Below are 13,543 nucleotides of genomic sequence, written 5' to 3' on the forward strand. Positions count from 1 at the left end.
GATCACACGACCATCGAGTCGATCACGACGGCCAGTAACAGGAGGCCGAGGTACGCGTTCGAGGCGTGAAACGCCCGGAACGCGGCCGACTCGGTGCGCTCGTAGTGGAGCCTGACCACGGCCCACAGGAAGACCGCGCCGAGGACGACCCCGACCCCGACGTAGAGCACCCCGAGGGCGTCGGCGGTGGCGGCGAGGATCGCGGCCGCGACGAGCGTAGCGCCGAGGTACCAGAGGATGTGGCGACGCGTCGCCGTCTCCCCGCGGACGACGGGCATCATCGGAAAGCCGCCGCGCGCGTAGTCCTCTCGGTAGGCGAGCGCGAGGTTGTAGAAGTGGGCGGGAGTCCAAAGGAAGATGAGCGCGGCCAAAAGCAGCCCCCCGCCGCCCACCTCGCCGGTCACCGCCGCCCAGCCGATGAGCGCCGGCAGCGAGCCGGCGGCGCCGCCGATGACGGTGTTCTGGACGGTGTTCGGCTTGAGCACGAGCGTGTAGACCACGCTGTAAAAGACGATCGCCAGGAGTCCGAGTCCCGCCGCGAGCGGGTTCACGAGCCAGAACAGCCCGACCGAGAGGGCCGTCAACAGGAGCCCGAACGCCGTCGCACGGCGGACCGAGACGAGATCGACGGCCAGCGGCCGGTCGGCCGTCCGCTGCATCCGCCGGTCGACGTCGCGCTCGAGCACGTGGTTGAACGTCCCCGACGCCCCGATGGCGATCGAACCGCCGGCGAGGGTCAACGCGACCGTCCGGGGCGTGAATCCGGGACCGCCAGCCAGCGCCATCGCCGCGGCGGCGACGAGACACAAAAGCCACATCAGCCGGGGTTTCATCAGCCGGAAATAGGCCGCGGCGGTCGCCCGCAGACGCGGCAGCCCCGACTCCGGAACCGGGGAGGACGCGTCGCCGGCGGGCTCGACGGTGCCGTCGATGGTCCCGTCGACGTAGTCGAGGTCGGCGACCGCGTCAGCGTCGCCGACGGCGTCGACCGACTCGTCCGGGTCGCCGGTCTCCGCCTCCAACCACCACGTCAACGCGGCCATGGCCGCGGCGAAGATCGCGATCCCGACGCCGAGATGGAGCGTGGACGTCACGGCGGACGCGTCGGCGGTCGCGACGTAGGCGCCGAGTCCCGCCTGAACGGGATAGGCGAGAAACACGACCGAAAGCGACGCGCGAACCCGGCGGGAGGTCGACCGGCGGAACGCGGAAACGACGGTCGCGACCACGAGCGCACCGACGCCGAGCGCGGCCAGACGGTGGCCGATCGCTATCCAGCCGACCGTCTCCGCGGGGAGGGTGTATCCGTCACCGCAGGCCGGCCAGGCGGCACACGCGGTCGCCGCGTCCGAAAGCGTCGCCGTCGCGCCGACGACGAGAAGCAGGTACACGCCCATCGTCGTCGCCGCGAGCAACGCCGGAAATCGGTCCTGGCGAGTCACCGTTCTGGAGTTGGAAACCGCGACATATAGCTTCCGCGCTTCGGTTCACGCACGCGGACCGTCGACTCCGTCGACTCCGTCATCACGTTCGGAATCGTCGTCCGGTGTGCGTTCGCCTCCGCGTTCCGAAAGGACGCGATCCACGATGCGTCCCGTCGAGAGCAGCTCGCCCTCGTAGCGCTTCTCTCGGGGTGTCGCCCGCTCGATCCGGCAATCGATCCCGTGATCGGCGAGACCCCCGGCGATCGCCTCGTCGTCGTGATGCTGGTCGTATCCGAGGACGATGACGTCCGGATCGAGGCGCCGGACGGGCGTGAAGATGTCCGACTCGTGGCCCAAGTGTGCCTCGTCGACCGGATCGAGGGCGGCGACCATCTCGCGGCGCTGCTCGGCCGGGAGGATCGGCCGTCGCTTGTGGGTGACGTTCGTGGGGCGTGCCACGATCACGTGGAGTTCGTCGCCGTGGCCGGCCGCGTCGCGAAGGTAGTGGAGATGTCCGGGATGGAGTAGGTCGAAGGTGCCCTGCGCGAGGACGCGGGTCATCGCAGCCACCCCAGGATCGATCCGCCGTCGTCCTGCTCATCTCGACGTCCGCCGTCGCCCCCCTCCTTCCGTCTCCCGCCCTCTCTGCGTCCATCGTCCCATCTCCCGTCGTCGACGTCCCGATCGATCTCGCGTCCCTCCTCGCGCAGTTCGCGGTCGATGTCGGCCTGGGTGAAATCGAAGAAGTGCGACTCGGGGAGATCGACGTCGAGAACATCGAGCGTCGTCGGCCGTCCCTCGTTGTCGAACGCCTTCCAGTCGCTCCAGCCGTAGGGCGCACCCACGATGAGGTGGACCTCGCCCTGGCCGAAGGTGGCCAGATCGGCGTCGCTCGGGCGGAGCACGCCGTTCGGGTGAGAGTGGACCGATCCCACGGACCGGAGGTCGTTCGGCTTCATCGTCGATCGGACGGTCGCGCTGACCGGGTTCGACTCCGTCCCGGGGATGACGAGCACGTCGGTGATCACCTGTCCGTTCCGGTCGAGATCGAGTTTCCTCGCGTCCTCCGCCCGCAGGAACCCCATGTACTCGTTCGGGTGGGTGTCCTCGCAGGCCTCGAGGACGAACTCCATCGTCTCCCGGGCGATCCCCAGGAGGTCCTTCGACCGGAACAGGCGCATGGGCGACACTGGGCGCCGTCGACTCAAAGGGATTCCGGACGACGGCTCCGATGAAGCGATCCCGAAGGTCGGCGACCGATCGACCACGGGGTCGACGGTTGGGGAAGCCGAGAGATCGAGATAACAAGCTTAACACGCGCCGGCCGCGAACCGCTTTCCATGACCGATCAGTTTGCCGGGGATTCCGGCACCCGGGACGATTCGAGTCCCGATTCCGACGCCGACGGCTCGACGGAGGCCGACAGCTTCGAGTACGTCGAGGAAGCCGCCGCAGCCGAACGATCCGACGACGCCGACGGTTCGGCTGACGCCAGCAACGATCCGGCGGACGCCGGAACCGATCCGGTCGATGAGACCCACGACCCGAACGAGTCGGACGAGTCGGACGACGACCGTCCCGTCGTCCACGATCTGGCCCCCGACTGCACCCGTGCCGACGTCGAGGTCGGCGCCCACTACCACGCCGAGGTCAACGGCGTCGTGGACTACGGCGTCTTCGTCGACGTCTCCGACTCCGTCTCCGGACTCGTACACGAGTCGAACCTCTCGGGGTCCTACGAGGTCGGCGACCGGCTCGTGGTGAAGCTCGAGGAGGTTCGCGAGAACGGCGACGTCGCCTTTGACGACGTCGATCTACAGGACTACCGGACCGAGATCGTCGAACACGAGCCGACGATCGCCCGGATCCGCGGGCTCAAGCCGGCCGAGAACGTCACCGTCGAGGGCGAGATCGTCCAGGCCAAACAGACCGGGGGCCCCACGATCTTCGCGGTCTCTGACGCGACGGGCATCGTCTCGTGTGCCGCCTTCGAGGAGGCCGGGGTACGGGCCTATCCCGACATCGAGGTCGGCGATCTGGTTCGCGTCGAGGGCGACGTCGAGACGCGCGAGGACGCGCTCCAGATCGAGGTCGACTCGATGCAGCCCCTCAAGGACGAACGCGCGCGGTCCGCTCGCGAACGGATCGACGAGACGCTCGCCGAGCGCTCCGAGCCCGCTGACGTCGATCCGCTGATCGAGTGGGAGGCCTTCGAGCCGATCCGCGAGGACCTCATCGAGGTCGCGAGGCGGCTCCGGCGGACGGTCCTCGAGGGGCGACCGATCCGCGCGCGACACCACGCCGACGGCGACGGGATGTGCGCCGCGATCCCGGTCCAGTACGCGCTCGAGAACTTCATCCGCGATGTCCACGAGGACGCCGACGCGCCGCGACACCTCTTCAAGCGACTCCCGAGCAAGGCCCCGTACTACGAGATGGAGGACGTCACTCGCGATCTCAACTTCGCGCTCGGCGGCCGCGCGAGGCACGGCCAGAAGCTTCCGCTTCTGTTGATGCTCGACAACGGCTCGACCGAGGAGGACGTCCCCGCCTACGAGAACCTCGCCCACTACGACATCCCGATCGTCGCCGTCGACCACCACCACCCGGACCCGGAGGCCGTCGAACCCCTCCTCGACGCCCACGTCAACCCCTACCTCCACGGCGAGGACTACCGGATCACGACCGGCATGATGTGTGTCGAACTCGCCCGACTCATCGACCCGACGATCGACGGCGAACTCGACCACGTCCCGGCCGTCGCGGGGCTTTCGGACCGATCGAAGGCGGATGCGATGTCGGAGTACCTCTCGTTGGCCGCGGACGCGGGATACGACCGCTCGCACGTCCTCGACATCGGCGAGGCGCTCGATTACGCCGCCCACTGGCTGCGCTACTCCGAGGGGAAGACCCTCGTCAACGACGTCCTCGACGTGAACTGTCCGGACCCCGATCGTCACGGGGAGCTCGTCGAGTTCCTCTCCGAACGGGCCGAACGTGACGTCGAACGCCAGATCGACGCGGTCGAGGAGCACGTCGAACACGAGCGGCTTGCCTCCGGGGCTCGCCTCTACCGGATCGACCTCGACGAGTACGCACACCGGTTCACCTATCCGGCGCCCGGAAAGACGACCGGCAAGCTCCACGACACGAAGGTCGAGGAGACGGGCGATCCGGTCATCACGATCGGATACGGTCCGGACTTCGCCGTCCTCCGTTCGGACGGGGTCCGACTCGACATCCCGACCATGGTAACCGAGCTCAACGAGGAGCTTCCCGGCGCCGGCGTCTCCGGCGGCGGCCACCTCGTCGTCGGCTCGATCAAGTTCGTGAAGGGACGCCGCAGCGAGGTCATCGAGACGCTCGTGGGCAAGATGGCCGACGCGGAGATCGACGAGGCGCTCTCGTCCGCGACCGTGCTGGAGGACTAGACGAACGACACCTCCCGGCGGGCGACGACCGCGACCGTCGCCGCCGCGATCGCGACCCCTCCCGCGAGCCCGATCGGGAGCTGGACGCCCCCGCCGCGCCAGTCGGCGGCGTAGGTCGCCTCGAAGTAGGAGGCGGCCTGCGGGCTCTCGAGCACGACGAGAACCTCGCGGTTGGTCGTCGCCGCCGCCTCGTTCCAGTTGAGGCTGCCGATCACGACCGAATCGTCGATCACCATCCCCTTTGCGTGGATCTTGCCGTAGCGACCACGCGGCTCGGTCACCGCCACCGAAAGCGGGAGGCCCTCGCGGTCGGCCCGTCGGTTCAGCCGAGCGGCGAGGGCCGCGTTCTCCTCGCGGTCGTACCACGCGTTCGAGAGCAGCACCCTGCTCTCGACGCCGCGGTCGGCCGCACGGATGACCGCCTCGAGGAGCCGCCACTCCGGCCCGGCGGTTCGCGGAACCATCACGAGGATCCGGTCGTCCGCGGCGTCGATCCGCTCGGTGAGCCGATCGGCGGCGTTCTCCGGCGCCAACAGGAGCTCCACCTCGTTAGCGGTCGTTCGCCGCGGTTCGAACCGGGTCGGGTACTCCTCGGTGGAACGCGTGGACCCGTGTGTGGTCAGATTCGATCGGGCACGTCGCCACGGGATCGCGTCCCCGGCGCTCGCGTCCCGGTCGAACACGTCCGCGAGATCGGCGGCGAACCCCCCGTCGTGGACGACCGCGCCCCAACCGCGGTTTCCGGCGCCGCCGGTGCCCGACGGCTTCCAGTTCTCCGTGAGCACCACCGCCCGGTCGTCGACGACCGCGTACTTCGGGTGGTGAAAGGAGAACCGCCGTCGGTCGCCGGCGAGGACGCGCGGTTCGATCCCGGCCTCGAGGAGCCGATCGAGCGTTCGAGCGGTTCCCCCGGAGAACCCGCCGACGGGGCGTCCCTCGACGAGTACCCGGACCGTCACCCCGCGGCGGTGGGCCGCGATCAGCGCCTCGGCGATGCGCGCCGACTCGAACGTGTAGCCCGCGAGCAGGATGCGCTCCTCGGCTCCGGTCACCGCCGAGTGAGGGGCCTCGCTCGCGTCCGGCAGGACGAAGACGTCGACGTCCGCGGGACCGTGCGGTCCGGGCAGGTCGTGGGGTTCATAGCCGTAGGGTCGCCAACCGCCACGGCCGGTTCCGTAGCCGCCCCCCTCCCACTCGCGGTTCCACACCTCCGCCTCGGGGGCTCGCTCGTAGCGCACCGAGTCGACGGCGATCCCCTCGAAGGCGAGCGTGATTCGGTCGCCGTCGTCCGCGAGCGGGAGGTATCCGGGAAGTCGAAGCACCTCGTCGTCGACGTGGGCAGCTGCGGCCTCGGGGTTACGGCTCAGGATCGTCCGCCCGGAGGCGTTCCTCGGCAGCGGCGTCTCGTGGTGGCCGTCCGAGAGCGACCAGTTTCCCGCGACCGGGAGGTCGACGATCAGGTACTCGCCGACGTCACCGTCGGCGACCGGATTCGGGTACAGCTCGACGATCGTCCCGTTCGAGGGCGTTTCGTTCGGGGTACCCGACGACGAGGGCGCGTTCGGGAATGTTCCGCCCACGTCGGCGGGGGGACGACCGTGGACGCCAGCCCCACCCGCCCCGGCGACTGTCGGAACGGCCAGGAGGGCTCCCGCGAGAAGACCGACGACGAGGAGGCAAACGAGGGATCGATCGTCGGGAAGTGACGCGATTCGACGCACGGGACGTCTGGCTCGTTCCGATATATAACCCTCCGGGTGCGGATTCGAACGAGGCGACGGATCGACACGTGTGGGTAGAACGGGCGAACCGCCGTAGAACGAGGAACCGGTACGACCTCGACGAACGGCGACCCTTCAGGCGGTCGGTGCGTCGGCGTCCGCGTCGGTGCCTGTATCCGTGCCTGCGTCGAGCGTCTCCTTTGCCTTCTCGGCTTCCGTCTGGACGATGAAGACGCGCTCGTCGTCGTGCTCGGCCACGGCCTCGAGAGCCTCGCGGGTGCCGATCTGTCGGAGCGCCCACGCGGCGGCCGATCGGACGTCCGCGGATTCGTCGCTCGAGAGCGTCTCCGCGAGCGGATCGACGGCTCGTGCGTCGCCGATGAGGCCGAGGGCGCGGGCCGCGTAGGGACGTACGTTGTCGTCCTCCATCTCGAGTTTGTTCGCGAGCGGCTGGACCGCCTCGGACGCGCCGATCTCGCCGAGCGCCTTGAACGTCGCCTTCTGGAGCTGCGGGTCGGAGTCCTCGTCGACGTACTCGAGGAGCGTCTCCGTGGCCTCGTCCGCGGCCATCTTGCCGAGGATCCGGATCGCGACCTTCTCGCGTTTCTCCGCGCGACCGAGCAGCTCATCGAGGGCCGCCTCGGTCGCCGCGCGCTTGCCCATGCGCTCGAACGCCTCCATGCAGTGGCGCTCCATGAAATCCGACTGGAGCGAATCGAGCGCGAGCAGGATCATGTCGACGTTGCCCGCCTCCTCGTGGGCCTTCAGCGCGGACCACTCGACCGGGTAGTCCTTGTAGTGGCCGAGCACGTCGAAAAAGCCCTCGGCGAGGAGCTGTTCGTTCGTTCCGAGGTCCTCCCACCGCTCGGCGTCCTCGAGGTCCGCCGAAAGCGTCTCGGCGCCCTCGACGAGCGTCGCGATCGTCTCCGCGTCCGCGTCCGCGTCGAGGTCCGCGTCCTCGATCGCCTCCGTGATCGACTCCAGGGTGAGGACGAGCGCGTCGACGTCGTCCGTCTCGGGCTCGACATCGACGCCGAGCGTCTCCGCGACGTGGGCCGCGAACGCCTCGATCGCCGCCTCGACCTCCTCGAGTCCCGTCTCGGTCCACTCGGCGCTCTCGATGTCGTCGATCGCCGCCTCGACGTCGTCGATCACGTCCTCGGCGTACGGACCGCGCGCGTCCGACAGCGACGATCGAAGGTCCTCGATCCGCGACTCGAGGGCCTCACGCAGGTTCTCCTCGTCCTCGTCCTCGGGGTCCGGCAGGTCCGCCTCCGAGAGGGACGACTCGGCGTCGGAAAGCAGGGCCTCGACGTCGTCGAGGTCGGCCTCGGTCTCGGCCGCCTCGAGCTTGCTCTCCACCTCGTCGAGATACTCGCTCAGGGACTCCTCGGTCACGTCTCCCGGAAGAGTCGGGGACTCCGCGTCCGTTTCTTCGGGGGCGTCCTCCGGCTCGTCCTCGCCGTTGCTCATACCGTGAATCTGCGTGTGTGGTCCATTAAGTCGTTTCCCTTCGTGCGCGCTCGCCCGCCCGGAGACGCTTCGGTCGAGGAGACGGACAGTAGCCGATCGGGTGGGGAGTTCCAATATGAAAAAAATGTGTTTTTAGATGGGAAAATAAAATTCCGTAATATGAATGTTTAAGTGGAATACGGACGAATAGGAGGACGAGATGAGTACCCAGAGACACGTCCGACAGCAGTACGGAACGGTCGAAGAGAGCGAAGCGCTTCGGATCCCCGAGGAGAAGGCCGAGCAGCTCGTCGACGCCTTGAACACCGATCTCGCGTCGACGTACGTGTTGTACCACCAGATCAAGAAACACCACTGGCTCGTCGAGGGCGCGGAGTTCCGTGACCTCCACGTCTACCTCGGCGAGGTCGCCGCGGACCTCGAGGAGGGCGCCGACGTCATCGCCGAGCGCGCGCAGGCGCTCGGCGGAGTCCCGCTTTCGGGCGGCGCGAACTACGAGGAACACGCGCCCGTCTCGGGAGAGGACGCCGACGCCTACGACGTCCGGACGTCGCTCGAAAACGACATGGAGATCTTCGGCGACGTCATCGAGTCGCTTCGCGAGCACGTCCGGCTCGCGAACGACCTCGGCGACTACACCACCGAGGAACAGCTCCGTGATGTCCTGGTGGACGTCGAGGAGCACGCACACCATCTGGAACACTATCTCGAGGACGACACCCTCGTCACCGGGGACTCGATGGCCTGATCGGCCCGGAACGAGTGTTTCGACCGACGTCCGCTTCCGCGGGTCGAACCGAACTCGACGACCCCGGGTTCGTGGACCGTAGCCGATTAGCGTGACCGGAGCGTTTCCGTGGACATGGCCACGCTGTTCTCCCCGATGACGATCCGGGACACGGAGATCCGAAACCGCGTCATGATGTCGCCGATGTGTCAGTACTCCGCGGAGAACGGCTTCGCGGACGACTGGCACCGCGTCCACCTCGGCTCGCGCGCCGTCGGCGGCGCCGGCGTCGTGATGGTCGAGGCGACCGCGGTCGAACCCCGCGGTCGGATCTCCCCCGGCGACCTGGGGATCTGGTCGGACGAGCACGCCGACGCGCTCACCCCGATCGCGGAGTTCGTCCGCTCACAGGGAGCGACCCCGGCGATCCAGCTCGCACACGCGGGCCGAAAGGCGTCGACGTCGCGACCCTGGGAGGGTCGCGAGCCGCTCTTTCCCGACGGCGATGGCTGGGAGACGATAGCTCCGAGCGGACCGTACCCGTACCCCGACGCGGAGGCGCCGCCGACACGCGAGATGGATCACGACGACATCGAGACCGTGATCGAGGCCTTCCGCGACGCCGCCCGGCGAGCCCGGGACGCGGGCTTCGAGATCGCGGAGGTTCACGCCGCGCACGGCTACCTGCTCCACGAGTTCCTCTCGCCCGTCTCGAACGACCGGGACGACGAGTACGGCGGCAGCTTCGAGAACCGCGCTCGGCTCGTCCGCGAGGTGACGTCCGCGGTTCGTGAGGTCTGGCCCGACGACTCGCCCGTGTTCGTGCGCATCTCCGCGACCGACTGGCTCCCCGACCGGGAGTCGTGGGACCTCGAGGGGTCGATCCGGCTCGCGCCGCTCCTCGCCGAGGCCGGCGCCGACCTGATCGACGTCAGCAGCGGCGGGACCCACCCCGATCAGCAGTTGGAGAAGCCCGGGCCGGGCTACCAGGTGCCGTTCGCGGAGTCGATCCGCTTGGAGACCGACGTGCCGGTCGCGGCGGTGGGCAAGATCACCGATCCGACACACGCGGACGCGCTGGTGCGCAACGACCGCGCCGACCTGGCGGCGCTCGGCCGGGAGCTGCTTCGAAACCCCTACTGGACCCTCGAGGCCGCCCACGAGCTGGGCGTCGACCTCGAGTGGCCGGTCCAGTATCGCCGCGGTCGCTTCGAGTGACGCACGCCGCGGCAAAATCAAAGCGTACGTACGTTTTTGCGTTCGGAGGGCGAACGTCCCGGCAATGACCGACGGCGATCGACCCGCGGATCGCGATCGCGACGAGGACCTTCGGGAGCGTCTCGCGGAACTCGAGGACGTGCTCTCCCGGCTTCGCTCGGATCTTCGAGACGAGGTCGGGACTCGAAGTCGGGTCCCCAGACCACCCAGCCCCGCCGAGCTGCTCCGGTTCACGGAGCGATACACCCTCCCGACCGTCATCGCGCTGTTGGAGGCCGCGATCCGCTCCCTCGAGCTGCTTCGAGCCACGCTTCGACTCGCGGATCCGGAACGTCGAGGCGTCGTCGACGGACCGGACACGGACGGTTCGAGCGACCGGCTCGCCGACGTCCGCGACGGAACCGCCGCGGGCGTTCGCCGGAGCCTCTCGGAGCTTCGGACCGCGCTCTCGGCGGCCGACCTCCCACGCGAGGCGACCTCCAGGGAGCTGCTGGAGGACGCGCGAACGCTCTCCGCGGAGATCGACGAGCTGCTGGCCGAATTCTCGACCGATCCGGGAACGAAGAACGGGATCGATCCGGATGATTCGACCGACCGACGCTCGGACCCTGGCGAGGGCGTCTCGATCGACGTGCGTGATCCCGATTCCAGCCCGAACTCGGATTCGGAGTCGACGTCGACCGCGGACGAGGACTCGGACTCGGCGTCGACCGTGAACGAGGACTCGGACCCCGAAGCGTCGAGTTCGGGGACGGCGGACGATGCGTCGCCGCCGGCGGTCGACGTCGACGCCGAACTCGAGTCGATCAAGGACGAACTCGCGGACGACGACACGAACGGAGACGAAAAAGCGGGTGAAGAGCCGGACGAGGCCGAACCGGACGGCGAGGAAACCGGGAGCAACGAGGCAAGCGGGAACGAGCCCGGTGGCGACGAGGCAAGCGCGAACGGATCAGATGCCGACGATACGACGGCGGGCGACGATCCGGCGGCCTGAATCCGGGGAGCGTGCCGACTACTCGGCCGGCTCGAAGCGGAAGCCGTCCCACTCCTGGCTGTCCGGTTCGCGGATGCCGGCGTCGGGATCGCGAAGCTCCTCGGCGTACACCGGTACGACCGTATCGCCGATCTCGACGTCCGCGTCCTCCGTGACCTGTCCGATCGCGCGAACCGGCGGGGCGTCGTCGAGATCGAGGTCGAACTCCACGATGGCGAGCGTGTTCGGCGCGCGGACGCCCGGCGGGGTGGCCGTCGCTTCCGTCCAGGTGACCACCTCCGCCTCGTGCTCGGCGAGGTCGACGGCGTCGACGCGTTTCGCGCCGTTCGGCCCGACCGGGTGCGGCGGGTAGGTGACCGTCCCGTCGGCGTAGCGTGCGGCCTCGAAGACCGGAGCGCCGTCGTCTCCACGTCCCTCCTCGTGTTTCCCGTCGTCCGAAGTTCCGTTCGATCCGCTCATCGGCCCGCCTCCATGACCGTGGTCGTCACGCAGTTTCCGAACCCGCCCACGTTACACGCGAGACCCACGTCGGCGTCGACCTGACGTGCCCCCGCCTGACCGGTCAACTGCGCGAAGATCTCGTGGATCTGTGCGACGCCGGAAGCACCGAGCGGGTGGCCCTTCGATTTCAACCCGCCCGAGGTGTTGATCGGCAACTCGCCGTCCCGGTCGGTGACGCCCTCCTCGACCGCCCGCCAGCCCTCGCCCTTCTCGAAGAAGCCGAGGTCCTCCGACTGGAGGAACTCGAGGATCGTGAACATGTCGTGAAGCTCCGCGACGTCGACGTCCTCCGGGCTCATCCCGGCCATCTCGTAGGCGGTCCCGCTCGACTCGACGACGCCGCCCATCGTCGTGGGGTCCGCGCGCTCGTGGACCACGTGGGTGTCCGTCGCGCCGCCGATCCCCGCGACCGTGACGTACTCGTCCTCGGGGACGTACTCTGCGGCGACCGACTCCGGACAGAACAGGAGCCCCGCCGATCCGTCCGTGATCGGACAGAAGTCGTAGAGGCGAAGCGGGTCGGCGACGATGGGCGACTCGAGCACCGTCTCCAGGTCGACCTCCTTGCGGAACTGCGCGTGGGGGTTGTCGACGCCGTTGCGGTGGTTCTTCACGGCGACCTTGCCGAGCGACTCCCGCGGCGCGTCGTAGGTGTCGAGGTAGAGCCGGGCGGTGAGCCCCGCGAAGGAGGGGAGCGTGACGCCGTGTTTGTACTCGACCGGGTGGGTGAGCGAGGCGATCACGTCCGTCGCCTCGGCGGTGCTCCGGTGGGTCATCTTCTCGCCGCCGACGAGCATCGTCAACTCGGAGGCGCCGGAGGCGACCGACTGCCAGGCCGCGTAGACGCCCGCGCCCCCGGAGGAGGAGGTCTGGTCGATCCGGGCGGTGTAGGCCGGCATCGCGGCCAGGTCGTGTGCGAGCGCGTTCGAGATCCCCGTCTGTCCCTCGAACTCGCCGCTGGCCATGTTCGACACGTAGAGGTGATCGAGATCGCTCGCCTCGACGCCGGCGTCCGCGAGGCAGGCCTCGCCGGCCTCCGAGAGCAGGTCGAGCACCCACCCCTCGCGCTCGCCGAACCGCGTCATCGAGGCGCCGATGATCGCGACGCGTTCCATACCCGTGGATGCGGCGCCCCCGTCGTATACCTTCCCCTTTTCGTGTTTTCCCGTCTCGCGTTGCGCGATCGCCGCATGCGGCACGTCCCTTCATGACCCTCGCCCCCGTCGGATCGGCCATGGAGTTCGACGTCATCGAGGGCGACATCGCCGCACGGTCGGCCGACGTGCTCGTCAACGCGGCCGGAACCAGCCTCCGGATGGGCTCGGGCGTCGCCGGCGCGCTCCGGCGCGGCGCCGGCCGCGCGATCAACGAGGAGGCCGTCTCGAAGGGCCCCGTCGATCTTGGCGGGACAGCCGTCACGGATGCCTACGATCTCGACGCCGAGATCGTGGTCCACGCCGCCGCGATGCCCCACTACGGCGACGGAAAGGCCACCGCCGCGAGCGTCCGGCTCGCTGCCCATAACGCGCTCAAGCGTGCCGATCGGGAGGGATACCGTTCGCTCGTGATGCCCGCGCTGGGCTGTGGGGTCGCCGGCTTCGATCTCGAACGGGGCGCACGTCTCATCGCCTCGGAGATCGACGCCTTCCGTCCCGAGTCGCTCGCGGACGTCCGGTTCATCGCCTACGGAGAGTCCGAGGCGGAGACCGTTCGACGCGTCGCCGAGGACGTTCGTTCCGGGGAGCCGTGATCGCGGGCGTGGAGCGACGGTCGACGATACGGATCCGTGGGCTCGAGACCCTCAGTCGTCGACGACCTCGTAGCCGGCCTCCTCGACCGCCGCCGCGAGCACCTCGCGATCGGTCCCTCCGGCCACGCTCACCGTAGCGATCCCTCGCTCGTGGTCGGCTGACGCCTCCTCGACGCCCGGTACCTCCGAGAGCGCCTCGACGACCGCGGTTTCACACCCGTCACACGCCATGCCGTCGACGTTCAGTTCCACCATGTGTGTTCGTAGGCACCCCCGGTTCATCCGAATTTCCCTTTCGATT

12 protein-coding genes and 1 pseudogene are annotated in these 13,543 nt (G+C 68.8%); 5 read left to right on the forward strand and 8 right to left on the reverse strand.

Annotated features, from left to right (window positions below):
- Positions 1-2: 2 nt before the first annotated feature.
- From ACZ5YD_RS04760 to ACZ5YD_RS04770, 3 genes and pseudogenes are all read right to left on the reverse strand, one after another.
- On the reverse strand, positions 3-1,442 hold the full coding sequence (locus tag ACZ5YD_RS04760; protein WP_379745026.1) for a heme o synthase: 1,440 nt from the start codon (positions 1,440-1,442) through the stop codon (positions 3-5).
- Positions 1,443-1,487: 45 nt separating this feature from the next.
- The gene (locus ACZ5YD_RS04765; RefSeq protein WP_379745023.1) at positions 1,488-1,985 is read right to left on the reverse strand and encodes an FAD synthase family protein; all 498 of its coding nucleotides are present in this window, start codon (positions 1,983-1,985) and stop codon (positions 1,488-1,490) included.
- A gap of 140 nt (positions 1,986-2,125) precedes the next feature.
- A pseudogene (locus ACZ5YD_RS04770) lies at positions 2,126-2,605 on the reverse strand (Mov34/MPN/PAD-1 family protein); the annotation flags it as partial.
- A 159-nt stretch (positions 2,606-2,764) separates the two neighbouring features.
- Between ACZ5YD_RS04770 and ACZ5YD_RS04775 the strand changes: the two are divergent.
- On the forward strand, positions 2,765-4,855 hold the full coding sequence (locus ACZ5YD_RS04775) for a DHH family phosphoesterase (RefSeq protein WP_379745020.1): 2,091 nt from the start codon (positions 2,765-2,767) through the stop codon (positions 4,853-4,855).
- On the opposite strand, the gene ACZ5YD_RS04780 is transcribed toward ACZ5YD_RS04775, so the two are convergent.
- On the reverse strand, positions 4,852-6,435 hold the full coding sequence (locus ACZ5YD_RS04780) for a phospholipase D-like domain-containing protein (RefSeq protein ID WP_379745017.1): 1,584 nt from the start codon (positions 6,433-6,435) through the stop codon (positions 4,852-4,854). The genes ACZ5YD_RS04775 and ACZ5YD_RS04780 overlap by 4 nt on opposite strands.
- Positions 6,436-6,711: 276 nt before the next feature.
- Entirely contained in the window at positions 6,712-8,049 is a 1,338-nt protein-coding gene (locus ACZ5YD_RS04785; protein WP_379745014.1) for a HEAT repeat domain-containing protein, read from the reverse strand.
- 199 nt (positions 8,050-8,248) lie between these two features.
- On the opposite strand from ACZ5YD_RS04785, the gene dpsA reads away from it, so the two are divergent.
- The 3 genes from dpsA (at position 8,249) to ACZ5YD_RS04800 (ending at position 10,991) form a co-directional block, all read left to right on the forward strand.
- Complete coding sequence (dpsA, locus tag ACZ5YD_RS04790) at positions 8,249-8,797, forward strand: DNA starvation/stationary phase protection protein DpsA (RefSeq protein ID WP_379745011.1); 549 nt, start codon at positions 8,249-8,251, stop codon at positions 8,795-8,797.
- Between the two features lie 114 nt (positions 8,798-8,911).
- The gene (locus tag ACZ5YD_RS04795) at positions 8,912-9,994 is read left to right on the forward strand and encodes an NADH:flavin oxidoreductase/NADH oxidase (RefSeq protein ID WP_379745008.1); all 1,083 of its coding nucleotides are present in this window, start codon (positions 8,912-8,914) and stop codon (positions 9,992-9,994) included.
- Positions 9,995-10,058: 64 nt separating this feature from the next.
- Complete coding sequence (locus ACZ5YD_RS04800; RefSeq protein WP_379745005.1) at positions 10,059-10,991, forward strand: DUF7547 family protein; 933 nt, start codon at positions 10,059-10,061, stop codon at positions 10,989-10,991.
- Between the two features lie 18 nt (positions 10,992-11,009).
- Here ACZ5YD_RS04800 and ACZ5YD_RS04805 read toward each other — a convergent pair whose 3' ends face one another.
- Both ACZ5YD_RS04805 and ACZ5YD_RS04810 read right to left on the reverse strand, forming a co-directional pair.
- Entirely contained in the window at positions 11,010-11,450 is a 441-nt protein-coding gene (locus ACZ5YD_RS04805) for a PhlB family protein (RefSeq protein ID WP_379745002.1), read from the reverse strand.
- Entirely contained in the window at positions 11,447-12,607 is a 1,161-nt protein-coding gene (locus ACZ5YD_RS04810) for a thiolase family protein (protein WP_379744999.1), read from the reverse strand. Before ACZ5YD_RS04810 ends, ACZ5YD_RS04805 begins: the two co-directional genes overlap by 4 nt.
- Before the next feature lie 119 nt (positions 12,608-12,726).
- On the opposite strand from ACZ5YD_RS04810, the gene ACZ5YD_RS04815 reads away from it, so the two are divergent.
- Positions 12,727-13,242, forward strand: a complete 516-nt coding sequence (locus ACZ5YD_RS04815; RefSeq protein WP_379744996.1) for a macro domain-containing protein — start codon at positions 12,727-12,729, stop codon at positions 13,240-13,242.
- Positions 13,243-13,293: 51 nt separating this feature from the next.
- Here ACZ5YD_RS04815 and ACZ5YD_RS04820 read toward each other — a convergent pair whose 3' ends face one another.
- Positions 13,294-13,497: a heavy-metal-associated domain-containing protein gene (locus ACZ5YD_RS04820; protein ID WP_379744993.1), complete on the reverse strand. Its 204-nt coding sequence runs from the start codon at positions 13,495-13,497 to the stop codon at positions 13,294-13,296.
- Positions 13,498-13,543 lie beyond the last annotated feature (46 nt).

Source organism: Halopenitus salinus, from assembly GCF_055397165.1.